The organism is Escherichia sp. 20412-1, assembly GCF_003027595.1.
In the GTDB taxonomy this organism is placed as follows: domain Bacteria; phylum Pseudomonadota; class Gammaproteobacteria; order Enterobacterales; family Enterobacteriaceae; genus Escherichia; species Escherichia marmotae.
Map to the genome: position 1 here is coordinate 40,775 of NZ_PYQM01000005.1, position 26,375 is coordinate 67,149.

The 26,375-nt window shown below is 50.7% G+C and carries 22 protein-coding genes and 1 pseudogene; 11 read left to right on the forward strand and 12 right to left on the reverse strand.

The annotated features are described in order from the left end of the window. Positions 1 to 185: 185 nt before the first annotated feature. Positions 186 to 2,483: a beta-glucosidase BglX gene (gene bglX / locus C7B16_RS05695; protein WP_107179471.1), complete on the reverse strand. Its 2,298-nt coding sequence runs from the start codon at positions 2,481 to 2,483 to the stop codon at positions 186 to 188. Positions 2,484 to 2,678: 195 nt separating this feature from the next. Between bglX and dld the strand changes: the two genes are divergently transcribed. Then, the gene (gene dld, locus C7B16_RS05700; protein WP_000097358.1) at positions 2,679 to 4,394 is read left to right on the forward strand and encodes a D-lactate dehydrogenase; all 1,716 of its coding nucleotides are present in this window, start codon (positions 2,679 to 2,681) and stop codon (positions 4,392 to 4,394) included. A gap of 110 nt (positions 4,395 to 4,504) precedes the next feature. Here the strand turns inward: dld and pbpG are convergent, their stop codons facing one another. Further along, complete coding sequence (pbpG, locus tag C7B16_RS05705; RefSeq protein WP_001516701.1) at positions 4,505 to 5,434, reverse strand: D-alanyl-D-alanine endopeptidase; 930 nt, start codon at positions 5,432 to 5,434, stop codon at positions 4,505 to 4,507. A 173-nt stretch (positions 5,435 to 5,607) separates the two neighbouring features. Then, positions 5,608 to 6,195, reverse strand: a complete 588-nt coding sequence (locus C7B16_RS05710) for a Yip1 family protein (RefSeq protein ID WP_010379386.1) — start codon at positions 6,193 to 6,195, stop codon at positions 5,608 to 5,610. A gap of 169 nt (positions 6,196 to 6,364) precedes the next feature. Here C7B16_RS05710 and C7B16_RS05715 point away from each other — a divergent pair. Next, positions 6,365 to 6,856, forward strand: a pseudogene (locus C7B16_RS05715) (DedA family protein); the annotation flags it as partial. Between the two features lie 27 nt (positions 6,857 to 6,883). Here C7B16_RS05715 and mdtQ read toward each other — a convergent pair. After that, positions 6,884 to 8,323 (reverse strand): multidrug resistance outer membrane protein MdtQ, encoded by a 1,440-nt coding sequence (mdtQ, locus tag C7B16_RS05720; protein WP_107179472.1) that lies wholly within the window; start codon positions 8,321 to 8,323, stop codon positions 6,884 to 6,886. Between the two features lie 223 nt (positions 8,324 to 8,546). Here mdtQ and yohP point away from each other — a divergent pair, with 223 nt between their 5' ends. After that, on the forward strand, positions 8,547 to 8,630 hold the full coding sequence (gene yohP / locus C7B16_RS25235) for a small membrane protein YohP (protein WP_000691708.1): 84 nt from the start codon (positions 8,547 to 8,549) through the stop codon (positions 8,628 to 8,630). Between the two features lie 180 nt (positions 8,631 to 8,810). On the opposite strand, the gene dusC is transcribed toward yohP, so the two are convergent. Next, positions 8,811 to 9,758 carry a tRNA dihydrouridine(16) synthase DusC gene (gene dusC, locus C7B16_RS05735; RefSeq protein ID WP_001264859.1) on the reverse strand — a complete coding sequence of 316 codons (948 nt, stop codon included), beginning with the start codon at positions 9,756 to 9,758 and terminating at the stop codon, positions 8,811 to 8,813. 273 nt (positions 9,759 to 10,031) lie between these two features. Between dusC and C7B16_RS05740 the strand changes: the two genes are divergently transcribed. From C7B16_RS05740 to preA, 7 genes are all read left to right on the forward strand, one after another. Continuing rightward, positions 10,032 to 10,430, forward strand: coding sequence for a CidA/LrgA family protein (locus C7B16_RS05740; RefSeq protein WP_001516704.1), 399 nt, complete (start codon positions 10,032 to 10,034; stop codon positions 10,428 to 10,430). Next, complete coding sequence (locus C7B16_RS05745) at positions 10,427 to 11,122, forward strand: CidB/LrgB family autolysis modulator (protein WP_000968214.1); 696 nt, start codon at positions 10,427 to 10,429, stop codon at positions 11,120 to 11,122. The genes C7B16_RS05740 and C7B16_RS05745 overlap by 4 nt, the downstream gene beginning before the upstream one ends. 129 nt (positions 11,123 to 11,251) lie before the next feature. Beyond that, a complete protein-coding gene (cdd, locus tag C7B16_RS05750; RefSeq protein WP_000553575.1) occupies positions 11,252 to 12,136 on the forward strand; it encodes a cytidine deaminase in 885 nt (294 codons plus the stop codon). A 195-nt stretch (positions 12,137 to 12,331) separates the two neighbouring features. Continuing rightward, positions 12,332 to 13,051, forward strand: coding sequence for an outer membrane permeability protein SanA (gene sanA, locus C7B16_RS05755; RefSeq protein WP_000920076.1), 720 nt, complete (start codon positions 12,332 to 12,334; stop codon positions 13,049 to 13,051). Between the two features lie 2 nt (positions 13,052 to 13,053). Further along, positions 13,054 to 13,293, forward strand: a complete 240-nt coding sequence (locus C7B16_RS05760) for a DUF2542 family protein (protein ID WP_001516705.1) — start codon at positions 13,054 to 13,056, stop codon at positions 13,291 to 13,293. 196 nt (positions 13,294 to 13,489) lie between these two features. Then, a complete protein-coding gene (locus C7B16_RS05765; protein ID WP_107179473.1) occupies positions 13,490 to 14,728 on the forward strand; it encodes an NAD(P)-dependent oxidoreductase in 1,239 nt (412 codons plus the stop codon). After that, positions 14,722 to 15,957 carry an NAD-dependent dihydropyrimidine dehydrogenase subunit PreA gene (preA, locus tag C7B16_RS05770; protein WP_000956081.1) on the forward strand — a complete coding sequence of 412 codons (1,236 nt, stop codon included), beginning with the start codon at positions 14,722 to 14,724 and terminating at the stop codon, positions 15,955 to 15,957. Before C7B16_RS05765 ends, preA begins: the two co-directional genes overlap by 7 nt. Positions 15,958 to 16,061: 104 nt before the next feature. On the opposite strand, the gene mglC is transcribed toward preA, so the two are convergent. From mglC to folE, 6 genes are all read right to left on the reverse strand, one after another. Continuing rightward, positions 16,062 to 17,072: a galactose/methyl galactoside ABC transporter permease MglC gene (gene mglC / locus C7B16_RS05775; protein ID WP_001275110.1), complete on the reverse strand. Its 1,011-nt coding sequence runs from the start codon at positions 17,070 to 17,072 to the stop codon at positions 16,062 to 16,064. 15 nt (positions 17,073 to 17,087) lie between these two features. Then, positions 17,088 to 18,608 carry a galactose/methyl galactoside ABC transporter ATP-binding protein MglA gene (mglA, locus tag C7B16_RS05780; RefSeq protein ID WP_000255047.1) on the reverse strand — a complete coding sequence of 507 codons (1,521 nt, stop codon included), beginning with the start codon at positions 18,606 to 18,608 and terminating at the stop codon, positions 17,088 to 17,090. Between the two features lie 60 nt (positions 18,609 to 18,668). Continuing rightward, the gene (mglB, locus tag C7B16_RS05785; protein ID WP_001036961.1) at positions 18,669 to 19,667 is read right to left on the reverse strand and encodes a galactose/glucose ABC transporter substrate-binding protein MglB; all 999 of its coding nucleotides are present in this window, start codon (positions 19,665 to 19,667) and stop codon (positions 18,669 to 18,671) included. Positions 19,668 to 19,945: 278 nt separating this feature from the next. Then, positions 19,946 to 20,986 (reverse strand): HTH-type transcriptional regulator GalS, encoded by a 1,041-nt coding sequence (gene galS / locus C7B16_RS05790; RefSeq protein ID WP_000628623.1) that lies wholly within the window; start codon positions 20,984 to 20,986, stop codon positions 19,946 to 19,948. A gap of 141 nt (positions 20,987 to 21,127) precedes the next feature. After that, complete coding sequence (gene yeiB, locus C7B16_RS05800; RefSeq protein WP_105263642.1) at positions 21,128 to 22,285, reverse strand: DUF418 domain-containing protein YeiB; 1,158 nt, start codon at positions 22,283 to 22,285, stop codon at positions 21,128 to 21,130. A gap of 16 nt (positions 22,286 to 22,301) precedes the next feature. Next, positions 22,302 to 22,970 carry a GTP cyclohydrolase I FolE gene (folE, locus tag C7B16_RS05805; protein WP_107179474.1) on the reverse strand — a complete coding sequence of 223 codons (669 nt, stop codon included), beginning with the start codon at positions 22,968 to 22,970 and terminating at the stop codon, positions 22,302 to 22,304. Positions 22,971 to 23,227: 257 nt separating this feature from the next. Here folE and yeiG point away from each other — a divergent pair, with 257 nt between their 5' ends. After that, entirely contained in the window at positions 23,228 to 24,064 is an 837-nt protein-coding gene (yeiG, locus tag C7B16_RS05820; protein WP_001516709.1) for an S-formylglutathione hydrolase, read from the forward strand. 31 nt (positions 24,065 to 24,095) lie between these two features. Here yeiG and cirA read toward each other — a convergent pair whose 3' ends face one another. Then, positions 24,096 to 26,087: a catecholate siderophore receptor CirA gene (gene cirA / locus C7B16_RS05825; RefSeq protein ID WP_107179475.1), complete on the reverse strand. Its 1,992-nt coding sequence runs from the start codon at positions 26,085 to 26,087 to the stop codon at positions 24,096 to 24,098. Between the last annotated feature and the right edge of the window lie 288 nt (positions 26,088 to 26,375).

A 26,375-nucleotide genomic window follows, 5' to 3' on the forward strand; every position in this document is an offset into this window, starting at 1 on the left:
TTAGCCTGACAGGACGAATTCAGTGGCAGAATCAGATAAATACTGAAGAGGGAAATACTGCCCGCGTTTTCCTGCCGGATGCGGCGTGAGCGCCTTATCCAGTCTACAGGGTGTTTGCAACCTGTAGGCCTGATAAGCGCAGCGCATCAGGCAAAGGGCGCAAACGTCGCGCCCTTCATAAAGAGTTACAGCAACTCAAACTCGCCTTTCTTAACGCGTGCGGAATCAGTGCCGATAAAGACGTTGAACTTGCCGGGTTCGGCGTCATATTTCATCTGCTGATTCCAGAACTTCAACGCCTCAATATCGATCGGGAAGCTGACGGTTTGGGTTTCACCCGGTTTCAGGGTGATTTTCTCAAAGCCTTTCAGTTGTTTCACCGGACGGCTCATGGAAGCCGTCACATCCTGCAAGTACATCTGGACAACCGTCGCCCCTTCGCGTTTGCCGGTATTTGTCACCTGCACGCTGGCGGTCACTTTGCCGTCACGCTTCATGGTCGGCGCAGAAAGTTTCACATCAGAGACGGTGAAAGTGGTATAGCTCAGACCATAACCGAACGGATAAAGCGCCCCGTTTGCTTCATCGAAATAACGTGAAGTGTATTTGTTTGGCTTGTCGGCGTTATACGGACGCCCCGTGTTCAGATGGCTGTAATAAACCGGGATCTGCCCGACAGAACGCGGGAAGGACATCGGCAGCTTGCCAGACGGGTTGTAATCGCCAAACAGCACATCGGCAATCGCATTCCCGCCTTCAGTACCGGCAAACCAGGTTTCCAGAATCGCGTCGGCTTGCTGATCTTCTTTCACCAGCGCCAGCGGGCGACCGTTCATTAACACCAGCACCAGCGGTTTACCAGTGGCTTTCAGGGCAGCAATCAAATCGCGCTGGCTTTCCGGGATGGTGATATCGGTACGGCTGGAGGCTTCGTGCGCCATCCCCTGAGCTTCACCGACCACAGCCACCACCACATCAGCTTGTTTCGCGGTCTGCACCGCTTCATCAATCATCTCTTGCGGCGAGCGCGGATCGACTTTTACCGCTTCTTCATACTGATTCAGGAAGTCTATAATGCCTTTATCACTGGTAACGTTCGCCCCTTTGGCGTACAGCACTTTACCGTTTTCACCAACGGCATTTTTAATCCCGGTTAGCACAGTCACGGATTGATCGACGACACCTGCTGCCGACCAGCTTCCCATTACGTCACGTTTGCTGTCTGCCAGTGGGCCAACCACCGCAATGGTTGCTGATTTTTTCAGCGGTAACGTTTCGAGACGGTTTTTCAGCAACACCAGGCTTTCGCGCGCCACTTCACGTGCTTCTTTGCGGTGCAAACGGCTTTCGGCATTGGTATCCGCCGGGTCAGACTCTTTCGGCCCAAGATGGCTGTACGGATCGTTAAACAACCCCATATCGTATTTAACGTTCAACACGTGGCGAGTGGCGTCGTCCAGTTCTTCCATCGTCACTTTGCCGGATTTGATCAAACCAGGCAGATACTTCGAGTAATACTCGTCACTCATGCTCATATTGATACCGGACTTAAGCGCCACCCGCACCGCATCTTCCGGGTCTGCCGCCGTGCCGTGTTTGATCAGCTCTTTGATTGCACCATGATCGGAAACCGTAATGCCTTTAAAACCCCACTGATCGCGCAGAACATCTTTCAGCAACCAGGAATCGGAAGTTGCCGGTGTACCATTGAGCGAGTTCAGCGCCACCATCACCGCGCCGCTGCCTGCATCCAGCCCCGCTTTGTACGGCGGCATATAATCATTAAACAGACGCTGCGGACTCATATCGACGGTGTTGTACTCTTTACCGCCTTCTACCGCACCGTAAGCAGCGAAGTGTTTAACGCTGGTCATCACCGAGTAGCGATCTGCCGGACTTTTGCCCTGCATCGCTTCAACCATAGTTTTACCCATAATTGAGGTGAGATACGTATCTTCGCCAAAACCTTCGGAAGCTCGTCCCCAGCGCGGATCGCGCGAGACGTCGACCATCGGCGCCCAGGTCATGTTCAGGCCATCGTCTGCCGCTTCATAAGCTGAAACGCGCCCCACGGTTTTCACTGCATCGAGGTTAAAAGAGGACGCCAGACCAAGGCTAATCGGGAAAACGGTACGCTGACCGTGCAGCACGTCGTAGGCAAAGAAGAGAGGAATTTTCAGGCGGCTTAGTTCCATCACCTGATCCTGCATGGCGCGAATATCCTGGCGAGTCACGGTGTTAAAAATCGCCCCCACCTGCCCATCTTTGATCATCTCGCGGATCGCCTCTTTCGGGTTATCCGGGCCAACGCTGATTAAACGAAGCTGACCAATTTTCTCATCAACCGTCATTTTCTTGAGCAGATCGGTGACGAATGCATCCCGCGCTTCGGGCGTTAATGGATGGTTGCCGAACAAATCATCCGCCAGTGCTGGTTGTAGGGCCAGACTCACCGCGATACCTACTGAACATAGCCATTTCATATGGATTTTTCTTCCTCTGTTGCCCGACGTGGCAGCGAAAATGGTGCAAAAACCGTAGTTTGCCATAAGCATGATGGAGAGAGAAAAAGAATGCTCTGTTTATTGTCTGAATTTTCAAAATATTCACTCGCTGAATTGTCGTACAAGGCGCTATTCTAGTTTGTGATGTTTTTTCGCCACCACAAGGAGTGGAAAATGTCTTCCATGACAACAACTGATAATAAAGCCTTTTTGAATGAACTTGCCCGCCTGGTGGGTCATTCACACCTGCTCACCGATCCCGCAAAAACGGCCCGCTATCGCAAGGGCTTCCGCTCCGGTCAGGGCGACGCGCTGGCCGTTGTTTTCCCAGGCTCGCTACTGGAGTTGTGGCGGGTACTGAAAGCCTGCGTCACCGCTGACAAAATTATTCTGATGCAAGCCGCCAATACCGGCCTGACCGAAGGCTCCACGCCAAACGGTAACGATTATGATCGCGATATCGTTATCATCAGCACCCTGCGACTCGACAAACTGCACGTTCTCGGCAAGGGTGAGCAAGTGCTGGCATATCCTGGCACCACGCTTTATTCGCTGGAAAAAGCCCTGAAACCATTGGGGCGCGAACCGCACTCGGTGATTGGTTCATCCTGCATTGGCGCATCAGTCATCGGGGGGATCTGTAACAACTCCGGCGGCTCGCTGGTACAGCGTGGTCCGGCGTATACCGAAATGTCGTTGTTCGCGCGCATTGATGAAAACGGCAAACTGACGCTGGTCAACCATCTGGGGATTGATCTGGGCGAAACGCCGGAGCAGATCCTCAGCAAACTGGATGACGATCGCATCAAAGATGACGATGTACGCCACGATGGCCGCCACGCCCACGATTATGATTATGTTCACCGCGTGCGTGACATCGAAGCCGACACCCCCGCACGTTATAACGCTGACCCGGATCGACTGTTTGAAGCCTCCGGCTGCGCCGGTAAGCTGGCGGTATTCGCGGTACGTCTCGACACTTTCGCAGCAGAGAAAAATCAGCAGGTGTTTTATATCGGCACCAATCAGCCGGAAGTCCTGACCGAAATCCGCCGCCATATTCTGGCCAATTTTGAAAATCTGCCGGTTGCCGGGGAATATATGCACCGGGATATCTACGATATCGCGGAAAAATACGGCAAAGACACCTTCCTGATGATCGATAAACTTGGCACCGACAAGATGCCACTCTTCTTTAATATCAAAGGGCGTACCGATGCGATGCTGGAAAAAGTAAAATTCTTCCGCCCGCATTTTACCGACCGTGCGATGCAGAAATTCGGCCATCTGTTCCCCAGCCATTTGCCCCCGCGTATGAAAAGCTGGCGCGATAAATATGAACATCATCTGCTGTTAAAAATGGCGGGCGATGGCATTGGCGAAGCCAAATCCTGGCTGGTGGATTATTTCAAACAGGCGGAAGGTGATTTCTTTGTCTGTACGCCGGAGGAAGGCAGCAAAGCATTTTTGCACCGTTTCGCAGCAGCAGGTGCGGCAATTCGTTATCAGGCGGTGCATTCCGATGAAGTCGAAGACATTCTGGCACTGGATATCGCTCTGCGTCGTAATGACACCGAGTGGTATGAGCATTTGCCGCCGGAGATCGATAGCCAGTTAGTGCATAAACTCTATTACGGCCATTTTATGTGTTACGTCTTCCACCAGGATTACATCGTTAAAAAAGGTGTGGATGTGCATGCGTTGAAGGAGCAGATGCTGGAACTATTGCAGCAGCGCGGCGCACAATATCCCGCCGAACATAACGTTGGTCATTTGTATAAGGCACCGGAGACGCTGCAGAAGTTTTATCGCGAGAACGATCCGACCAACAGTATGAACCCGGGGATCGGTAAAACCAGCAAGCGAAAAAACTGGCAGGAAGTAGAGTAAATACGGCTGGATGCCTGATGCAGATGTAGGCCAGATAAGATGCGCAGGCATCGCATCAGGCACGGGCACCTAATACCGGATGCGGCGTGAACGCCTTATCCGGCCTACCCTTAATCGTTCTGAGCCATCTGCCCAGCCGCCATCTGGGCGGCTTTTTGTTTTTTATAGCTCAACGCCGCTGCCGGAACAGGCATCACTTTGCCGGTTTCAATCCACGTGCGTAAACGACTCGCATCGGCAAAATGGGTATATTTGCCAAATGCATCCATCACCACCAACGCCACCGGTTTATTATTGAAGACCGTACGCATCACCAGGCAATGCCCCGCCGCATTAGTAAAACCGGTTTTGGTTAACTGGATATTCCAGTTATCGCGATACACCAGGTGGTTAGTATTACGGAATGGCAAGGTATAAGCCGGGTTTGAGAAGGTCGCCATCTCTTCGCGAGTGGTACTTAACTGACCAATCAACGGATACTGTTTGGTGGCAATCAGCAGTTTGGTTAAATCACGGGCAGTTGAAACGTTATGCACCGACAATCCGGTCGGTTCAACGAAGCGCGTGTTGTTCATTCCGAGAGATTTCGCTTTCGCATTCATCGCATTAATAAATGCGTTATAGCCACCAGGATAATGGTGCGCCAGGCTTGCCGCTGCGCGGTTTTCTGAAGACATCAGCGCCAACAACAGCATCTCTTTGCGGCTGATTTCGCTGTTCAGTCGCACGCGCGAATAAACGCCTTTCATCTCTGGCGTCTGGCTGATATCCACTTTCAGTTTTTCATCCAGCGGCAATCGTGCGTCAAGCACCACCATCGCAGTCATTAATTTGGTAATTGAAGCAATCGGACGCACCAAATCCGGGTGGTTCGAATAGATCACTTTGTTGGTATTGAGATCAACAATCATCGCACTACCGGAGGCAATTTCCGGCTGCGAAGCTGTAGTCGCGGCTGCCGTTTTGGCAACGGCCTGAGGCGCAAAAGGCACAGCCAGCATCAGGGCCAGGCTAAATAAAGAAACTCGAAATTTCGGCATGATGAGCATTCAGATAGTGGTTCACGCGCATGGGTTGCGCACCGCCGGAGTAAGGATTTACTGAGGCTGGCGAGGCCATCATAACGAGCAAAAAGTGCGATCGTCAAAGGAGAATCGTGAGGAAATGCTGCATTGCTGATATTTACGCCAACAATGCAGCACAAAAGAACTTTCTAGAACAGGCGATAACCGTAACCCCACAGAATAACGGTAATGGCGAGCAGCACTTCCAGCACCAGTACGCCAATCGCCAGTGTCGAACTGGAGAAGCTAAGACCTTCCTCTTTGTTGATATTCAGAAAGCTTGGAATACCGAGATAAAGCAGATAGCCGGTGTAAAACAGCGCCACCGTTCCCACCAGCGCACACAGCCAGACCAACGGGTAAAGCGCCACCAGGCCGCTTAAAAACAGCGGTGTTGCAACGTAGCCCGCGAAAACCATACAGTGCGCAAGCGACGGGCGCTGTGGGTAATTGCGTGCCATCCACCAGATGACCCGTCCCATCACTGCCACCCCAGCCAGCATAACACCATAAAACAAGACAGCCAGCGCCAGTCCGGTAAACCAGGATAACTTCAGGATAGTGCCATCGCCAAAATTCCAGCCGATTTGTGTAGTGCCAATAAAGGCGCAGATCACCGGGATCGCCGCCATCAGCAGAACGTGGTGGGTGTAGTGATGAGAAATCGTTTCGTTTTCACGATTAATCACCTGCATTTCACGATCGGGATGGGAAAACAGTCCCCAGACATGGCTCATACCGCCCCCTTGTTGTGAGTTCATGAACCTGACAGTTCAAGTATAAGTCAGCTTGTGGTTGTTTTTTGTTCTGACGCAAAATTTGCGTCGCGTGATAAAACGCCTTCTCCTGCGTAAACAATTCACAGGGTGTATGCTTACAGACAATCAAACGGAGACAGACCGACCTATGGATCTCAATACACTCATCTCACAATATGGTTATGCCGCGCTGGTGCTCGGTAGTCTGGCAGAGGGTGAAACCGTGACATTGCTGGGAGGCGTTGCGGCACATCAGGGATTATTAAAATTCCCACTGGTGGTTCTTTCTGTGGCGCTTGGCGGCATGATTGGCGACCAGGTGCTTTATCTGTGCGGACGGCGATTTGGCGGCAAACTGTTACGCCGGTTATCAAAACATCAGGACAAAATTGAGCGCGCACAAAAGCTGATCCAGCGCCATCCTTATCTGTTTGTCATCGGCACGCGTTTTATGTACGGCTTTCGGGTGATTGGCCCAACGCTAATCGGTGCCAGCCAGCTCCCACCGAAAATCTTTCTGCCACTGAATATTCTCGGCGCGCTGGCCTGGGCGCTGATTTTTACCGCTATTGGTTACGCGGGAGGCCAGGTGATTGCGCCGTGGCTGCACAATCTCGATCAGCATTTGAAACACTGGATAAACCTAACGTCCCCACGGGCATACTCATCAGCTACGTTTATAACCACCACCCAGCGCACCGGTGAGCTGAATGGACGCATCCAGCCATTGCCCTTGCAAAAGCAGACCGTTCGCCCGTTCACGGAGCGCCGGGATTCGGGCTTCGCTGATGCGAGAACCTGCGATGATACCTGCGTTAAAACGCGCCTGCGCCAGACTAACTACCCGCAGGGCATCGCGCTCAATTTGCGCCTGATGCTGATTTTTCTCCGCCAGTGTCTGAACCTGAGTTGCTGCCCGCGCCACGTCATTCACCGCTTCAACCACCGCTTTGTTGTAACTGGCGATCGACAAATTGCTTTCGGCTTTCACAATATCAAGGTTGGCGTTAAGACGACCACTATCGAAAATAGGTAGCGTCAGACCTGCCGTAACGCCCATTTGCTGCGCAGAATGACGGAACAAATCGCTTAAGTGCAGCGCATCTTGTTGCAGAAAGGCCATCAGGTTGATGTCGGGGTAAAAGGCAGCTTTTGCCGCATCGATGGTGCTTAAGGATGATGCAACGTACCAGTGTGCCGCCTGTAAGTCTGCCCGGCGAGCCAGCAAAGAATAGCCCAGGTCGTCAGGAAGTTTGCTTTCCACTTTGGGCAGCGCAACCGGATGCAGTTTTAAGGCGTTCGTCTGGCTGTTAGTCAGCGCAGTTAGCCGCGCCTCAATAATTTTCATTTTCCCCGCGACATCGTTGAGCTGTTGCCGGGTTTTGCTGGCATTGATATCGGTTTCGACACCTTCAACCGACGAGGTAATGCCGCGCAGATATAACTGGCGGTCGGTCGCGATAATCGTGTTCTGCTCTTTTTCGATTTGCTGCAAGACAGTGTTTAAAGCTGCCAGGGTTTGCCACTCCCAGTACAAACGAGCCACACTGCCTGCCAGCAATTGCCGGGTCTGCTCGCGTTCTGCCGCCTGCGCTTTTACCGTACCGAGGCGCGCAGTCACTTCCGCCCGATTCTTTCCCCAGATATCGAGATGCCAGCCCGCCATTAAACCAAAGGTGCCGTTGGTGTACCAGGGGCCGGTAGTGCCTGCGGCAGGATCGTCCAGGGCAAACGGCCCCATTAACCCTTCTGCCGACATTTTTTGCCGTTCCATATCCGCAGAAAAATCGAGCTGTGGACCATCCTGGGCGGCGACGGTCTTCGCCTGTGCTTCAGCCAGTTGAATGCGCTGTTCAGCAACCTGCATATCCGGCGCGTTCTGTATGGCATTATTAATTAAGGAAGTGAGTTGATTATCGTGATATTCCAACCACCACTGATTGTCCGGCCAGCCGTTTTTCAGAGATACCGGTAATGCGGTGTCAACATGTGTGGCGGGCGTTTGCTGGCTTAAAGCCTGGCGTGTTTCATGCATAGGCGCACACCCGGCCAGAGTAAGTAACAACGGAAAACAGGCGATTGCCGGATAAAAGGAATCACGATTCATGGGGGAGTAATCAGGTAAGAAAAGGTGCGCGGAGATTACCGTGTGTTGCGATATATTTTTTAGTTTCGCGTGGCAATACATCAGTGGCAATAAAGCGACATATTCAGAAAAATATAAAGTAAGTGAATGATATTCTCCGATTTATCTTAATTCTTTATGAATGGCGGCAAAGGGTTTTGTTTTTTCCTATACTTATTTAGCACTCACAAATAAAGGAACGCCAATGAAAATTATACTCTGGGCAGTATTGATTATTTTCCTGATTGGGCTACTGGTGGTGACTGGCGTATTTAAGATGATATTTTAAAATTAATTAATGTCATCAGCTCCGAAAATAACGAGGATATTTCAGTCTCTCATCCTGTTGCGCCCCTGTCATGTACATTGCTTCATATAATCACTGGCGCAAGGAGCACGCAGGGGGTGGATAATCACCTCCTCCCCCTGCCCCCCGGCTTATCCCTTATGACTATCGGGTCGATGATTTTTAGAGTTTTTCTATATCAATCGCCTGAATAGCCCTTGCAATATCAGGGGAATTATTCAACACCCGAACATGATGAAATAAATCCGTTGCTTCATCATATTCTTTACGCAAATAACTCAACCACTGCTTAATCCGTGCGACGTGATATAACCCGGTATCGCCCTGTTTTTCCAGACGGGTATATTTTTGCAGCAATGCAACGACCTCCGGCCACGGCATCCGCGGTTCGTTATATTTCACCACTCGGCTCAGGTTAGGAATATTAAGCGCCCCACGCCCAATCATCACCGCGTCACAACCGCTGATAGCTATACATTGTTGCGCACTCTGCCAGTCCCAGATTTCTCCGTTGGCAATAACCGGAATGGCCAATCGCTGACGAATATCGCCTATCGCCTGCCAGTCGATATGCTCCGCACGGTAACCCTGCTCCTTTGTCCGCCCATGAACGACCAGTTCCGTAGCCCCAGCCTGCTGGACAGCATCGGCAATTTCAAACTTCTTATCACCGCTGTCCCAACCAAGCCGCACTTTCACACTGACGGGTAAATGCGCCGGTACAGCTTCGCGCATCGCTTTTGCACCCTGATAGATAAGTTCAGGATCTTTGAGTAACGTTGCCCCGCCGCCACTGCCGTTAACCGTTTTCGACGGGCAACCACAGTTGAGATCCACGCCCCAGGAACCCAACTCCACCGCACGGGCGGCGTTCTCTGCTAACCATTGCGGGAACTGACCCAGCAGTTGTACCCGCACCAGTGTCCCGGAAGGCGTTCGACTGGCGTTTTGCAGCTCAGGACAAATGCGATGAAAAACTTTTACCGGCAGCAGTTGATCCACCACGCGGACAAATTCGGTGATGCACAGATCGTAGTCATTAACTTCGGTCAGTAATTCACGCACCAGGGAGTCAAGCACACCCTCCATCGGTGCCAGTAACACACGCATATCATCACCCGCAAAAAAATGAGGCGCTATGGTAGCGCCTCCGGTCAACGGATTAAAGGTCTGCAGAGAGGGATTGCTGCAAACTACAATCCCTCTCTATGCTTGATGTATGGCTGGCGCGCTTTCTGATCTGCAAAAGTATGGTATGCCTGAGTTCGCTGCTCACATCGTCATGCCCTGGCGCGAAAAATAAGCGATGTTTTCTTAATGTGATCGGTAGCACATTTTATAGATTAATTGTATGATGAATCCATCTCATCTGGGGTGTTGATTATGAGTAAGACACTGAACATTATCTGGCAATATTTACGCGCTTTTGTCCTGATTTATGCCTGCCTGTATGCAGGCATTTTCATTGCTTCCCTGCTACCGGTAACCATTCCGGGCAGCATCATCGGGATGCTAATCCTGTTTGTCCTGCTGGCCTTGCAAATTCTTCCGGCGAAGTGGGTCAATCCGGGGTGTTACGTACTGATTCGCTATATGGCACTGTTGTTTGTGCCAATTGGCGTAGGCGTAATGCAATATTTTGATTTGCTACGCGCACAGTTTGGCCCGGTGGTGGTTTCCTGTGCCATTAGTACGCTGGTGGTTTTTCTGGTGGTGAGCTGGAGTTCGCACCTGGTACACGGTGAACGTAAAGTCATAGGTCAGAAAGGATCAGAAAAATGATGGCGAATATCTGGTGGTCATTACCGCTGACATTGATTGTCTTTTTTGCCGCCCGCAAACTGGCAACACGGTATAAGTTTCCGTTGCTTAACCCGTTGCTGGTGGCAATGGTGGTGATCATTCCTTTTTTAATGCTGACCGGCATCTCTTACGACAGCTACTTTAAAGGTAGCGAAGTGTTAAACGATCTGTTGCAACCGGCGGTGGTCGCACTGGCCTATCCTTTATATGAACAACTGCACCAGATCCGCGCGCGCTGGAAATCCATCATCACTATCTGTTTTATCGGTAGCGTGGTCGCGATGGTGACGGGGACTTGCGTAGCATTGTTGATGGGCGCTTCACCGGAAATCGCTGCATCAATATTACCGAAATCGGTTACCACACCAATTGCGATGGCCGTTGGTGGCAGTATTGGCGGTATTCCGGCAATCAGCGCGGTTTGTGTGATTTTTGTCGGTATTTTGGGTGCGGTGTTTGGTCATACGCTACTCAATGCGATGCGTATTCGTACCAAAGCAGCGCGTGGCCTGGCGATGGGGACGGCCTCTCACGCCCTCGGAACAGCGCGCTGTGCCGAGCTGGATTATCAGGAAGGCGCATTTAGTTCGCTGGCGTTGGTGTTATGCGGGATTATTACCTCGCTGGTTGCACCATTTCTTTTCCCGATTATTCTGGCAGTAATGGGCTAAAATTTGCGATGCGTCGCGCATTTTTGATGTAAGTTTCACGCGTTGCATAATTAATGAGATTCAGATCACATATAAAGCCATAATGGGTTCGTAAACTGTTATCCCATTACATGATTATGAGGCAACGCCATGCATCCACGTTTTCAAACTGCTTTTGCCCAACTTGCGGATAACTTGCAATCTGCACTGGAACCCATTCTGGCAGATAAGTATTTCCCCGCGTTGTTGACCAGAGAGCAGGTCTCTTCGCTGAAGAGCGCAACGGGGCTGGACGAAGACGCGCTGGCTTTCGCACTGCTACCACTGGCGGCGGCCTGTGCCCGCACGCCATTGTCGAATTTTAATGTTGGTGCCATTGCGCGCGGCGTGAGTGGAACCTGGTATTTTGGTGCCAATATGGAATTTATTGGCGCAACAATGCAGCAAACCGTTCATGCCGAACAAAGCGCAATCAGCCACGCCTGGCTGAGCGGTGAGAAAGCGCTCGCGGCCATCACCGTTAACTACACACCTTGTGGTCACTGCCGTCAGTTTATGAACGAACTGAACAGCGGGCTGGATCTACGCATTCATCTGCCGGGCCGCGAAGCGCATGCGCTGCGTGACTATTTGCCGGATGCCTTTGGGCCGAAAGATCTGGAGATTAAGACACTGCTGATGGACGAGCAGGATCACGGCTATGCGCTGACTGGCGATGCGCTTTCTCAGGCGGCAATTGCCGCGGCCAACCGTTCGCACATGCCTTACAGCAAGTCTCCAAGCGGCGTGGCGCTGGAATGCAAAGACGGTCGTATTTTCAGTGGTAGCTATGCTGAAAACGCCGCATTCAACCCAACTCTACCGCCGTTGCAGGGCGCATTAATTCTGTTAAATCTCAAAGGTTATGATTACCCGGATATTCAGCGGGCGATTCTGGCAGAAAAAGCCGATGCGCCGCTGGTTCAGTGGGATGCAACCTCGGCAACGCTGAAAGCTCTCGGTTGTCACAATATCGACCGCGTGCTTCTCGCTTAAGCCCGGTGCCGGATGCGGCGTGAACGCCTGATCCGGCCTACAGAGTGCAAAATTTCGTAGGCCGGATAAGCGTAGCGCATCCGGCATTTCTACTCACCCTGGTGTCGAAAATCCCGGCAAACAGTTTGCCGTTTCTTGCGCAAAGCCCACAGGTAAAGTAGCCTGATTGAAATTCCCCAAGATCGAGTTTTCAGCATGTTAAAGCGCGTGTTCTACAGCCTGTTAGTCCTGATCGGCTTGCTGCTGTTGACAGTGCTCGGCCTCGACCGCTGGATGAGCTGGAAAACTGCGCCTTATATCTACGATGAATTGCAGGATCTCCCCTACCGCCAGGTCGGCGTGGTACTTGGCACGGCAAAATATTATCGTACTGGGGTGATTAATCAGTATTACCGCTACCGTATTCAGGGTGCAATAAATGCCTATAACAGCGGTAAGGTGAATTATCTATTACTTAGCGGTGATAACGCATTACAGAGTTATAACGAACCGATGACCATGCGCAAAGATTTAATTGCCGCTGGCGTCGATCCGGCTGATATTGTTCTCGACTACGCCGGTTTTCGTACCCTGGATTCCATCGTGCGTACACGCAAGGTGTTCGATACCAACGACTTCATTATTATTACTCAGCGCTTCCACTGTGAGCGGGCATTATTTATCGCTCTGCATATGGGTATTCAGGCGCAGTGTTATGCCGTACCGTCACCAAAAGATATGTGGTCAGTACGTATTCGCGAATTTGCCGCCCGCTTCGGTGCGCTGGCTGACCTTTATATTTTTAAACGTGAACCGCGCTTTTTAGGACCACTGGTCCCTATTCCGGCAATGCACCAGGTGCCCGAAGATGCGCAGGGTTATCCCGCCGTCACGCCAGAACAGTTACTTGAATTACAAAAGAAACAAGGAAAGTAGTTATGGATGTTCAGCAGTTTTTTGTCATTGCCGTTTTTTTCCTTATCCCGGTATTTTGTTTTCGCGAAGCATGGAAAGGCTGGCGTGCTGGCGCAATTGATAAACGGGTTAAAAATGTGCCGGAACCGGTGTATGTCTGGCGTGAAAAAAATCCCGCTCTCTTCTTTGCTTATATAGTGGCGTATAGCGGCTTCGGTATTTTATCCATCGGTATGATTATTTATCTTATTTTTTACCGATAATATTATTTCTCGCCCACTGTTAACTATTGAGAATAATTATTATTTCCCCCGCTAAGCTGCGGATATAACATTCTGAACCGCAGCTATTTGTGAATCTTTTCACAGTTTAAATTCCCCCGCACGCTTAGCCTTAATATCAGCACGTTATATTTACTATACGTTCGCCTTAATTACCCATAGCATTAAGGAAGATCACATGCCGCAACAAAATTATCTGGATGAACTCGCTCCGGCTTTTACGCCTTTACTGGCGATTAAAGAAGCCTCTCGTTGTTTATTATGCCACGACGCCCCTTGCAGCCAGGCGTGCCCGGCGCAAACCGATCCGGGAAAATTTATTCGCTCAATCTATTTTCGTAATTTTAAAGGCGCTGCCGAGACTATTCGCGAAAATAATGCCCTCGGTGCCGTTTGTGCCAGAGTGTGCCCCACAGAAAAATTATGCCAGAGCGGTTGTACCCGCGCAGGTGTCGATGATCCGATTGATATTGCTCGCTTACAGCGTTTTGTTACTGATTTCGAACAACAAACCGGAATGGATATTTATCAACCGGGCAGTAAGACGCTTGGTAAAGTAGCGGTTATCGGTGCTGGCCCTGCTGGGCTGCAGGCCAGCGTGACGCTAACCAACCTGGGTTACGACGTCACGGTTTACGAAAAAGAAGTACAACCAGGCGGCTGGTTGCGTAACGGCATTCCACAATTCCGTTTGCCGCAGTCGGTGCTGGATGCGGAAATCACCCGCATCGAAAAAATGGGTGTGACTATTAAGTGCAACTGTGAAATTGGCAAAACGCTCTCGCTGGAGCAACTGAAAGCAGAAAACCGCGCGGTACTGGTAACCGTGGGGTTATCGCGTGGTTCCACCCTGCCGCTGTTTGAGCATAGCGACGTTGAGATTGCCGTCGATTTCCTGCAACGCGCACGCCTGGCACAAGGCGATATCAGCATTCCACAAAGCGCATTAATTATTGGCGGCGGCGATGTCGCGATGGACGTTGCCAGTACGCTGAAAGTTCTCGGTTGTCCGGCGGTGACCTGCGTGGCGCGTGAAGAGTTAGATGTGTTTCCGGCAAGCAAGAAAGAGTTCACCGGTGCTCAGAAATTGGGGGTATCGATTATCGATGGCTTTACGCCTGTGGCGGTAGATGGCAATAAAGTGACGTTTAAACATGTTCGTTTACCGGGCGAGCTGACGATGGCGGCAGACAAAATTATTCTCGCCATCGGTCAACATGCCGAACTTACCGCTTTTGCTACACTGGAACCCCAACGTAATACCATCGAAACGAAAAATTACCAGACCCGTGACCCGCAACTGTTTGCCGCTGGCGATATTGTTGAGGGTGATAAAACCGTGGTCTATGCCGTGAAGACCGGGAAAGAAGCCGCCGAGGCGATCCATCACTATTTAGAGGGAGCTTGCTCATGTTAACGAAAGATCTTTCTATTACCTTTTGCGGCGTGAAGTTTCCCAACCCGTTCTGCCTCTCTTCTTCGCCAGTAGGCAATTGCTATGAGATGTGTGCCAAAGCCTACGACACCGGCTGGGGCGGCGTGGTATTCAAAACTATCGGCTTTTTTATCGCTAACGAGGTTTCGCCACGTTTTGATCATCTGGTGAAAGAAGATACCGGTTTTATTGGCTTCAAAAATATGGAGCAGATTGCCGAACATCCGCTGGAAGAGAATCTGACCGCTCTGCGTCGGCTGAAAGAGGATTACCCGGACAAAGTGCTGATCGCCTCGATCATGGGGGAAAATGAGCAACAATGGGAAGATCTGGCGCGTCTGGTGCAAGAAGCTGGCGCGGATATGATCGAATGTAATTTCTCCTGCCCGCAGATGACTTCTCATGCGATGGGTAGCGATGTCGGGCAAAGCCCGGAACTGGTAGAGAAATATTGTCGGGCGGTGAAACGTGGTTCAACGCTGCCGATGCTGGCGAAGATGACGCCGAATATCGGTGATATGTGCGAAGTGGCGCTGGCGGCTAAGCGTGGCGGTGCAGATGGCATTGCAGCGATTAACACCGTTAAATCCATCACCAATATCGATCTGAATCAGAAAATCGGTATGCCGATCGTTAACGGTAAATCGAGTATTTCCGGTTATTCCGGTAAAGCGGTGAAACCGATCGCCCTGCGCTTTATTCAGCAAATGCGCACGCATCCGGAGCTGCGCGATTTCCCGATCAGCGGTATTGGCGGCATTGAAACCTGGGAAGACGCGGCAGAGTTTTTATTGCTCGGCGCGGCTACACTGCAGGTGACCACCGGAATTATGCAGTACGGTTATCGGATTGTGGAAGATATGGCGAGCGGGTTATCGCATTATCTTGCCGATCAGGGATTTGACTCGTTACAGGAGATGGTGGGTCTGGCGAATCACAATATTGTCCCGGCGGAAGATTTAGACCGCAGTTATATCGTCTATCCCCATATCAATCTTGATAAGTGTGTCGGCTGCGGGCGCTGTTATATTTCCTGCTACGACGGTGGTCACCAGGCGATGGAATGGGATGAGAAAACACGCACGCCGCATTGTAATACTGAGAAATGCGTCGGTTGTTTGCTTTGCGGTCACGTTTGCCCGGTTAGCTGTATTGATCTCGGGGAAGTGAAGTTTAAGAAGGGAGAAAAAGAACATCCGGTAACGTTGTAGGACGGATAGTAGGACGGATAAGACGCACCAGCGTCGCATCCGACATTTGACACCAACTGCCGGATGCGGCGTAAACGTCGCATCCGGTAATGCCCAAATTCACATCACTTCTTACGCGCGTACTTCAGGGAATCCAGCGCCACGGCGAAGATAATGATCGCCCCTTTGATGATGTACTGCCAGTACGGGTTGACGCCGATATAGGTCAGACCGTAGTTGATGACCGTAAAGATAATGACCCCGGTCACCACGCCAATGACCGTACCCACGCCGCCGCTAAACGATACACCGCCCACCACGCACGCCGCGATAGCATCCAGCTCATACATAAAGCCGAGGTTGTTGGTGGCAGAGCCGATACGTCCGGCTTCTAACATCCCACCAAAGGCATAGAACACGCCAGACAACGCATAAATCATCAGCAGATTCAGGCCGACGTTAACACCAGAAACTTTCGCCGCTTCCGGGTTGCCGCCAATAGCAAAAATATTCTTGCCGAAACGGGTTTTGTTCCACAGCACCCAGACAAACGCCACGGCAATCAGCGCGTAGAAGGTGATGTAAGATAGCCGGAAACTCCCCAGCGCAATAAACCCCTGGGCAAAGGTGGAGAAGCCGCTATCAAAACCGGAAATCGGTGACGCACCAACAAAGTCGTAATAGAGCGAGTTGATACCGTAGACGATAATCATCGTGCCGAGCGTGGTAATGAACGGCGTCACGTTGAGGTAAGCGATAATCAGACCGTTGATCAAACCGATAACCGCGCCAATGGCACAGACTATCAGAATAACCAGCGCAATCGGCATGGTCGCCATTTCGGGGAATACTTTGTTGGCGTTATCCATCGATTGTAACAAGGTAGCCGCCACCACCGCCGCCAGCCCTACCTGACGACCAGCAGAAAGGTCAGTTCCCTGGGTGACAATTAACCCTGCCACGCCGAGCGCGATAATAATACGCACCGATGATTGGGTAAGAATATTACTTAAGTTCAACAGACTTAAGAATGTTGGGTCCTGGAAAATAATAATAGCCAGCAAAACTAAAAGAACGACGTAAATACCACCTTCTTTCAGGTAAGTAAGAAAACTTTTCTTATTTAACGCACTCATGGGAAGCCCCTAATCTTAAAGGTGCAAAGACGCAAGACGCAGAATTTCGTTTTGCGTTGTTGTTTTTGTATCGACAATGCCGGAAACGAGACCATTGCTCATTACCAGAATACGGTCCGTTATCCCTAACAACTCTGGCATTTCAGAGGAGATAATAATTATCCCCTTGCCTTTTTTCGCCAGCTCGGCAATTAATTGATAAATTTCAAACTTCGCGCCAACATCAATGCCACGCGTCGGTTCGTCGAGCATTAATATTTCCGGTTGCGTTAGCAGCCAGCGCCCAATAATGACTTTTTGCTGATTACCGCCGGAGAGTGAACCAATTTGCGTACGATGACCCGGCGTTTTTACCCTCATCGAATCAATGACCCACTGGGTGTCGCTTTTCATCCGCGAATTATCCAGCAGCCCCACTTTGTTTTTGTAGTTGCGAATATTAGAAATTAACGAGTTAAAGCCAATATCCAGGTAAGCATAAATCCCCGTTGAGCGGCGCTCTTCGGTGACCAGCGCGAACCCATGGTTAATGGCTTCGTTGGCATTATGGTTATTAATCTTTTTGCCGTGCAGTGTAATGGTGCCGGAAGATTTCTCACGGATCCCAAACAAGGTTTCGACAATATCGGTACGTTTCGCACCTACCAGCCCGGCAATACCGAGGATCTCCCCTTTATGCAGATCAAACGAGACATCGCGAATTGACGGCTGACGCAGTGACGTCAGGTTACGCACTTCAAGGATCACTTCGCCAGGTTTGTTTTGCTTATCCGGGAAACGCTGATTAAGAGAACGGCCAACCATCATGGCGATGATCTTGTCCATCGTCAGCCCCGCCAGCGGCTCGGTAGCGATCCACTGTCCGTCGCGCAGTACGGTGACTTCATCACATAACTGGAATATCTCTTCCATTTTATGCGAGATATAGACAATACCGCAGCCGCGTTCTTTTAATTTACGAATAATGGTAAACAGATGATTGACTTCTTTTTCAGTTAATGAAGAAGTTGGTTCATCCATAATGACTATTTTCGCGTTATAGGAAAATGCTTTGGCGATTTCAATCATCTGCATTTGTGAAACGGACAACGTACCAACGCGCGCACGCGGATCGATATCAATATCCAGTTCGTCAAATATCGCTTTGGTTTCGCGGTACATTTTATCCTGGTCGACAAACATCCCTTTGGTGGGATATCGCCCCAACCACATGTTGTCCATGACCGAACGCTGTAATACCAGGTTTAACTCCTGGTGTACCATCGAAATACCATTTTCCAGGGCTTCTTTGGCTGAGTGAAAATCGATTTCCTTACCCTGGAATAAAATAGTGCCGGAGTCTTTTTGATAGATACCAAACAGGCATTTTAATAATGTCGATTTTCCTGCGCCATTCTCCCCCATTAACGCATGAATGGAGTGTGGTCGCACTTTTAAATTAACGTTATCAAGTGCCTTAACGCCTGGAAAAGACTTGTTGATACCGCTCATTTCCAACAAGTATTCTCCTGATGACGGAGTCGTTGAGCTGACCATATAATTTTACCTTGTTGGCCATACAATAAGGGCGCAGTGAATGACTGCGCCCAATCAGTCTTATTTCTTGCTGAATTCAGCCAGATTGTCTTTATCTACGCCAACATAAGGAACGCGGACAACTTTATTGTCGATTTTCCAGTTGGTGCCGTCAGCGGCTCCCTTGCCATCAGCCAGATTTTTCGCCAGATCAAAGGTCGCTTTCGCCTGGTTGTTAGCATCGTTCAGCACGGTGCCAGCCAGTGCACCAGATTTCACCAGTGCCAGAGCTTCTGGCAGCGCATCGACGCCAAACACCGGAATGCTGGACTTGTTGTGTGCTTTCAGAGCTTCAACCGCGCCCATTGCCATCGCATCGTTGTTTGCGATAACCACTTCGATTTTGTTGGCGTTCGGGCCAGACAGCCAGGCGTCCATCTTATCTTTCGCCTGAGCGGTATCCCACATTGCGGTATCTAACTGTAACTGTTCAGTTTTAATGCCTTTGTCGTTTAGCTCTTTGATGACATACGTAGTGCGCGCTTCTGCATCCGGATGACCCGGTTCGCCTTTCAGCAGTACGAACTGAATCTGACCGTCTTTGTTGAGATCCCAACCCTGATTCGCCGCCCAGTGTTTAGCAATCAAATCGCCCTGAATAATCCCGGATTCTTTCGAATCGGTGCCAACGTAGTAGGCTTTGTCGTAACTATCCAGCGCCTTACGGGAAGGTTCTTTATTGAAGAAAACGATTGGCACGTTTTGTCCGCGCGCTTTCTCAATCACCGTACCCGCAGCAGCCGGGTCAACCAGGTTGATTGCCAGCGCCTTCACCCCTTTCGCCAACAGCACGTCAATCTGATCGTTCTGCTTGGACTGATCATTCTGTGAATCATTCATCAGCAACTGGACGTCTGGCGCGGCTTTCGCATCTTGTTCGATAGCCTTACGCACTACAGACATAAAGTTATCGTCATATTTATAAATCGTCACACCAATACGGGTATCAGCAGCGTGTGCAGCGGCACCGAATAACATGCTGGCCATCACAGCAGACAGGGTTAACACCTTCTTATTCATGGTATCTCCGGTTTTTCTTATGCAGGGTAGTGCTTGAGATAAATGCTCGGCGGGGCAGTATGGTTAATGAAGTGTTACTGAACGCCGAAGCTCACGTTTTAAAATTCGTTCTTCCATGTCCGGTAACGCTCCAGAAAACAGCTTTAATTGTTGTTATGACGCTATACCTCGATAAAAGTGAATTTCCACTGTTACACATAGGTTACAACGTTAAAACGGTGCAATCATAACTACTGCATTGTTAACATACTGTGAAATCACTCACAGATTGAAAGCGGTTACATCGCGTGATTTGTTGAGTTAGTGATCGCCGCCGCATTCTGGCGTATAGCAACAGAATGACGACGCACTAACGTCGGCATAAAACAGTGACTGGCACGCAGATCAATGTTGCCTGCGGCCCCCTGTAATGCCAGTTCGGTGGCCATTTTCGCCATTGAAGCAATGGGATAACGTACGGTTGTTAACTGCGGGTCGGTGTAACGGGCGATGGGGATATCATCAAAACCGATGATCGAGAGATGTAACGGAATAGCAATACCATTGTCTTTTAACGCTGTCAGTGCGCCAGCGGCCATATTGTCGTTATAGGCGAACACCGCGGTGAGTTGCAGATTACGCCCCAGCAGTTCAACCATCGCAGCTTCGCCGCCGGGCATATCTGGCGTACCGGTGCCGATCCAACTCTCTGGCGGAACAATATCCTGCTCTTTCAGCGCGCTCATCCAACCGGCTTTGCGCATCGCGTCATCTTCAATACCGTGGCTGGAAGAAAGATAACCGATACGCTGATGACCGTTATTCAGTAACATGCGCGTCGCCATTCGGGCACCGCTGATATTATCCAGGCAAACGCAGCGATGGGCGTAACCCGGCACAACGCGATTGATTAACACCATGCCAGGAATGTTGTCCATAAACTGCACCAGTTCGTCGTCACTTAACGCTTTTGAGTGAACGATCAACGCATTACAACGCTGGCGGATTAACACCTCAATGGCGTGCCGCTCTTTTTCCGCTTCATGATAGCTATTGCCGATTAGCACATATTTCTGGTGTTGCTGGGCGACAAGATCAACGGCTTTCACCAGCGCACCGAAAAAGGCGTCGGAGACATCCATCACTACCACGCCAATAGTCTCGCTCACCTGAGTTGCCAGCGCCTGGGCATTGGCGTTTGGTCGGTAGTCCAACTCGCTCACTGCTTTCATAACCGCTTCACGCGTGTCCGCACTTACCAGAGCGCTGTTATTTAGCACCCGGGAAACCGTTGCCACAGAGACGCCAGCCTGACGCGCTACATCACGAATGGTGATCATATTCACTACCTGTTGTGAGATTGCAGTAAGTTACTGCTTGCTGGCGGCTATTTTGTCAGCACTGAATACAGGACTTCGTGAATCGAGTCACAGCAATGGAAACGGTTACAACCATTTTGTTAATGAATGTGATCCAGATCGTTATCTGGATGTTTTGGATAATGCAGATCCGGCAGCGCGCAAGGTTAACTGACGCCATAACCATTCTACCGGCCCCTGGCGGAAGTAACGCAACCAGATAACAGAGAAGAGAATATTCGCCAGCCATACTGGAATAACAAACACCAGCAGTTCCAGACGGTCAAACTGCATAAACAAACCGAGGTGGTAAAACAGTGTGGTACAAATCAGCGTTTGCAGCAGGTAGTTGGTCAGCGCCATCCGCCCAACGCAAGCAATCGCCAGCACCAGCTTAAAGCGGCTTAATTGCGGCCAAAAGCCGAACAGTAACGAGGCATAGCCAATCGCCTGAAATGGCGCACTCAGTTCTCGTGGCATCTGGAGTAAGAAGGCGCACCAGCGATATGCCCAGTCCAGCCGCCATTGTAGTGCGATAGCAGGAAGGTTAATCATCACCCCAATTGCCACCAGCACAAAACCGGTACGGCGATAGTGGCGCAGGCTGTACTGCCCTTTCAGCCAACCACTACGCATCAATGCCGCGCCAATCAACATCATCCCCGCCAGTTGCCAGCCATACTGCGCTCCCAGGGCCAGCAAACTGTTCCCTACCCCGTCGGCGCGGTTACTGATGGCTTCAACGCCGCCGTGAAGTTTCCAGTATTTTTCATACAAAATGGCGGATGCATCCGGTGTCCAGGCACGGCTGGTCTGGCTATCGGAAATCACCCCCAACAACAGCAAAACACCAAGCCCTATCAGATAAAGCATGACGCCGGTGTTAAACAGGCTTTTTACCGATGGCGCATCGCGCACCAGTCGCCAACTGATTAAGCCCACCAACCCGTAAGCCAGCAGGATATCGCCGTCCCAGAATAATAAACCGTGAATAAAGCCCAGCAAGACCAGCAGTGTTAGACGCGACTGGATCCAACGTCTGCCACGCGGCAGCAACATTTGCAGACCGGCACCAAACAGCAACGCAAAAAGCGTGAGGAATTTCACCTGGCCGATAAGATCGAGAAAAGCCCAGCTCCAGGCATCCTGCGGTGTAATGGTGCCGTACCAGGCGGGATTGAGATAAGCCGCCTTTGGGAGTCCAAAGGCGCTGATGTTGAGAAGCAGGATCCCCAGAATGGCGACGCCGCGAACAAAATCGAGCGTGACGTTGCGCTCCATGGTTCCTGCCTTTTAATCAGTTGTGATGACGCACAGCGCGCAAAAATTCGTGGCGCGTATTCTGACTGGATTTGAACAAACCACCGAGGGAAGTCGTTGTCGTGGCGCTGGTCGCGTCGCGAATACCACGCGCTTTTACGCAGTAATGCACCGCGTCGATAGAGACCGCCACGTTATTGGTGCCCAGCAGCGTTTGTAGCGCAATGAGAATTTGCTGGGTCAGACGTTCCTGTACCTGCGGACGCTGGGCAAAGAACTGCACAATGCGGTTAATTTTAGACAGGCCGATGACCGAATCTTTCGGGATGTAGGCCACCGTCGCTTTGCCATCAATAGTGACAAAATGGTGTTCACAAGTGCTGGTCAGGGTGATATCGCGCACGGTGACCATTTCATCGACCTTCATTTTATTTTCAATGAGGGTGATTTTCGGGAAGTTGACGTAATCCAGACCGGAGAAAATTTCATCGACATACATTTTGGCGATGCGATGCGGCGTTTCCATCAAACTGTCATCATCCAGGTCGAGATTCAATAACTGCATGATTTCGGTCATATGACCGGCAATAAGGCTTTTGCGCGTTTCGTTATCCATTTCATGCACGGGCGGGCGTAGCGGTGTTTCAAGTCCTCGCGCAACCAACGCTTCATGAACCAGGGCCGCTTCTTTACTGAGTGATGGCATTTATGATTTCTCCTGCAGGTGTGACGCCTCCGCCCTGCGTGGGGGCAAAGTTATTAAGCTGATTCGCAGCCTGATTATTGTGCGTGAGGTGGCGCACATAATCCAGTATTCACAGCGATAATTATTGTAATTGCCGCTGCCTTTCAGCCGTAGATGTTAAAACATCGTTATGCATATGCGGAAGTGAAAGTTACTCACAACACACTGAATAAACGGTATGATGAAAAAATTGCAAACAACATAACAAGGAGCCACGCATGGAAATGCTCGAAGAGCATCGCTGTTTTGAAGGCTGGCAGCAACGCTGGCGACATGACTCCAGTACCTTAAACTGCCCGATGACGTTCAGTATCTTTCTCCCACCGCCCCGCGATAACGCCCCGCCGCCGGTGCTGTACTGGCTTTCAGGCTTAACCTGTAATGATGAAAACTTCGCCACCAAAGCAGGTGCCCAGCGCATGGCGGCAGAACTGGGGATTGTACTGGTAATGCCAGACACCAGCCCGCGTGGCGAACATGTTGCCAATGACGACGGCTATGATTTAGGCCAGGGTGCCGGGTTTTATCTTAACGCCACGCAACCGCCGTGGGCGGCACATTACCGGATGTATGATTATCTGCGTGATGAATTACCAGCACTGATTCAGTCGCAATTTAACGTCAGCAATCGCTGCGCCATCAGCGGCCATTCGATGGGAGGTCATGGTGCTCTGATTATGGCGCTGAAAAATCCGGGCAAATATACCAGCGTTTCCGCCTTTGCGCCGATTGTGAATCCGTGCAGCGTTCCGTGGGGAATCAAAGCATTTAGCACCTATCTGGGTGAGGATAAAAATGACTGGGTGGCATGGGACAGTTGTGCGCTGATGTACGCCAGCAATGCGCAGGATGCGATCCCGACGCTGATTGATCAGGGTGATAACGATCAGTTTCTTGCCGACCAGTTACAACCCGCCGTGTTGGCAGAAGCCGCGCGCCAGAAAGCGTGGCCGATGACGCTGCGTATTCAGCCGGGTTATGATCACAGCTATTACTTCATTGCTTCTTTTATAGAGGATCATCTGCGCTTCCATGCGCAGTATTTACTGAAGTGACAGTCCGCCCGGTTCGCCGGGCATCTTCTCATCAGAAGCGATAATCCATCGCCATAAAGTAACGACGTCCGTCTTCGTTATAGCTGTAGTCATCACGGCTGAGATCTTTATCTGTCAGGTTCAGCACGCCCGCGCGCAGTTTGACGTCTTTGGTCACCTGCCATGCCGCACCGGTATTCCAGATCGTATAGCCACCCGGCGTTTTAGCCGTATCGCTATCGGCACGTTTCTGCCCGGTATAATGAGCAGAAACATAGAATGACCAGTCTTCCAGCACCAGTGGTTTCCAGTCCAGCGTACCGTTGGCGGTATGGAACGGCAGATCGGAAAGCGGTTTGTTTTCACCATTGCTGACATCACGACCATCGTTATAGGTGTAGTTGAGTGACAGTTTCCATTCGTCACTGAACGGGATTTTCAACTCGGTTTCCACGCCCTGAATGCGCGCTTTGTTAACGTTGTAGTAGCTGAATACCGGTACACGTCGACCATTAGCCCCGGTTTCAAAACCTACAAAGTTCTGGTAGCCCGGTGCAGCGTTGACGTCGGACGTGCGGCTGATACTGATGCGATCTTTCACATCGTTACGGAAAACAGTCACGCTGGATTCAACGCCTTCCAGCCAGCCTTCTTCCCCCATGTAGTAAAGCCCCAGCTCCCAACTTTCGCTGGTTTCTGGCTTCAGATCCGGGCTACCAACAATCTTACATGCGCCACGGCAGGAATTAGTCGTCCAGTCAGGGCTAAGTTGCAGTAAAGAAGGTGCTTTAAAAGCCGTCGCCCAGCCGCCTTTCACCGTTACGGTATCGGTGGCGTTATAGACCAGATAGGCACGCGGGCTCCAGTGATCGCCGTAGGTTTCGTGATCGTCCATACGCACGCCGGTCGTCAGCGCCAGCGGCTCGAAGATCCGCCATTCGTCTTCCACAAACAGTGCATACTGGCTGGCAGATGTTTTGGTGCTGGTGCCGCCGGTCAGGTTTACCGCATCGCTAAGTTTGTCGTGACGCCATTCACCGCCGACCGTGACAAACTGATTAATCGCCGTCAGCGGTAACGTGTATTTGCCATCAACAGTATTACTTTCTGAGGTAATCGGGCTGCTGTTACCAGGGTTTTTGTTTTCGACTTTCTCGCCATAGTATTTCAGCTCACTGGTGCCATAATCCCAGCGACCATTATGGCTGACAGAGTAGTTCTGGCGTTCCAGGCGGTTTTTGTCCAGCGAGTCGGAATCACGATCCTGACGGTCGAAACCGTAACCAGCGGTAAAATCGTGATTTTGATTCGGCGTCCAGGCAAATTCGACATTGCCATCGCGGCTGGAGAATCCTTCAATGCGCGGCGTTTCTCCGCTATCGGTGGTGGTTGAGTTCTGCGGGTCATCCTTTTCACGTTTCGCCAGGCTGCCGTAGGCTTTCATTCCCAGCACGCCGTCAATTAGTGGCCCACTGGTAAAAAACTGACCGTTGTAGGTGTCGCCGCGATCGCGATGCTCCTGAATGGTGGTATCGACCGTAACGGTTCCTGACCATTTCTGGCCAATTTTTTTGGTGATAATGTTGACCACCCCGCCGAGCGCATCAGAACCATATAACGAGGACATCGGGCCACGTACCACTTCAATACGTTCGATGGAATCAACCGGGATCCAATTCAGATCGAAGTCATTATGACGGAAGACAGCATTGCGGGAGTTCACGCGTTTACCATCGACAAGAATCAGGGTATAGCTGCTGTCCAGACCACGAATGCTGACGCCCTTGCGATTGTCCCCTTCGTTAGTCAGTTGTACGCCTGGCACTTCTTTGAGGACATCTTTCAGGTTCTGTACCGGTTTACGCTGCAAGTCTTCCTGGGTAATGACGCTGATACTGGCAGGTGCGTCTTTGAGGTTTTGTTCAACGGAAGAGGCGGTGACAACCATCGTTTCGCCATCATCATCAACCGCTAACACAGGCCATGCACAAGAAATCGCGGACAAACACAGCCCGACCCGTACGAAGGGGTTCAACCTAAACATTCCATATCTCCATGAGGTAACTACGAAAATAAAATGGGTTATCGCTCACATCTTCTTCACGTCCTCTTGCGCACGGCAGCATCGCAGTGGACTTTTTTTGTATGCAGGTGATCATCCCAGAGCGCCTGAACAGCCTCTGATTTGTCAGCCTTTTTCATTTCGCGTAACAATAATGCAAACGATAACAATTATCAATTCAATTGTTAAATTTTATATACTTATGATTTATATGGGAAATAGAATTGAAAAAGCCCTCTCAGGTGAGAGGGCTTAATAAGGAAGAGATAA

Excerpts from the sequence above, each read along its gene's own strand:
- mglC (WP_001275110.1), bottom strand. The coding sequence starts at position 17,072 with ATGAGTGCGTTAAATAAGAAAAGTTTTCTTACTTACCTGAAAGAAGGT.
- yeiG (WP_001516709.1), top strand. The coding sequence starts at position 23,228 with ATGGAAATGCTCGAAGAGCATCGCTGTTTTGAAGGCTGGCAGCAACGC.
- mglB (WP_001036961.1), bottom strand. The coding sequence starts at position 19,667 with ATGAATAAGAAGGTGTTAACCCTGTCTGCTGTGATGGCCAGCATGTTA.
- cdd (WP_000553575.1), top strand. The coding sequence starts at position 11,252 with ATGCATCCACGTTTTCAAACTGCTTTTGCCCAACTTGCGGATAACTTG.
- dld (WP_000097358.1), top strand. The coding sequence starts at position 2,679 with ATGTCTTCCATGACAACAACTGATAATAAAGCCTTTTTGAATGAACTT.
- C7B16_RS05740 (WP_001516704.1), top strand. The coding sequence starts at position 10,032 with ATGAGTAAGACACTGAACATTATCTGGCAATATTTACGCGCTTTTGTC.
- yeiB (WP_105263642.1), bottom strand. The coding sequence starts at position 22,285 with ATGGAGCGCAACGTCACGCTCGATTTTGTTCGCGGCGTCGCCATTCTG.
- sanA (WP_000920076.1), top strand. The coding sequence starts at position 12,332 with ATGTTAAAGCGCGTGTTCTACAGCCTGTTAGTCCTGATCGGCTTGCTG.
- C7B16_RS05760 (WP_001516705.1), top strand. The coding sequence starts at position 13,054 with ATGGATGTTCAGCAGTTTTTTGTCATTGCCGTTTTTTTCCTTATCCCG.
- dusC (WP_001264859.1), bottom strand. The coding sequence starts at position 9,758 with ATGCGTGTGTTACTGGCACCGATGGAGGGTGTGCTTGACTCCCTGGTG.
- mdtQ (WP_107179472.1), bottom strand. The coding sequence starts at position 8,323 with ATGAATCGTGATTCCTTTTATCCGGCAATCGCCTGTTTTCCGTTGTTA.
- C7B16_RS05765 (WP_107179473.1), top strand. The coding sequence starts at position 13,490 with ATGCCGCAACAAAATTATCTGGATGAACTCGCTCCGGCTTTTACGCCT.
- mglA (WP_000255047.1), bottom strand. The coding sequence starts at position 18,608 with ATGGTCAGCTCAACGACTCCGTCATCAGGAGAATACTTGTTGGAAATG.
- pbpG (WP_001516701.1), bottom strand. The coding sequence starts at position 5,434 with ATGCCGAAATTTCGAGTTTCTTTATTTAGCCTGGCCCTGATGCTGGCT.
- cirA (WP_107179475.1), bottom strand. The coding sequence starts at position 26,087 with ATGTTTAGGTTGAACCCCTTCGTACGGGTCGGGCTGTGTTTGTCCGCG.
- folE (WP_107179474.1), bottom strand. The coding sequence starts at position 22,970 with ATGCCATCACTCAGTAAAGAAGCGGCCCTGGTTCATGAAGCGTTGGTT.
- yohP (WP_000691708.1), top strand. The coding sequence starts at position 8,547 with ATGAAAATTATACTCTGGGCAGTATTGATTATTTTCCTGATTGGGCTA.
- galS (WP_000628623.1), bottom strand. The coding sequence starts at position 20,986 with ATGATCACCATTCGTGATGTAGCGCGTCAGGCTGGCGTCTCTGTGGCA.
- bglX (WP_107179471.1), bottom strand. The coding sequence starts at position 2,483 with ATGAAATGGCTATGTTCAGTAGGTATCGCGGTGAGTCTGGCCCTACAA.
- preA (WP_000956081.1), top strand. The coding sequence starts at position 14,722 with ATGTTAACGAAAGATCTTTCTATTACCTTTTGCGGCGTGAAGTTTCCC.
- C7B16_RS05710 (WP_010379386.1), bottom strand. The coding sequence starts at position 6,195 with ATGAGCCATGTCTGGGGACTGTTTTCCCATCCCGATCGTGAAATGCAG.
- C7B16_RS05745 (WP_000968214.1), top strand. The coding sequence starts at position 10,427 with ATGATGGCGAATATCTGGTGGTCATTACCGCTGACATTGATTGTCTTT.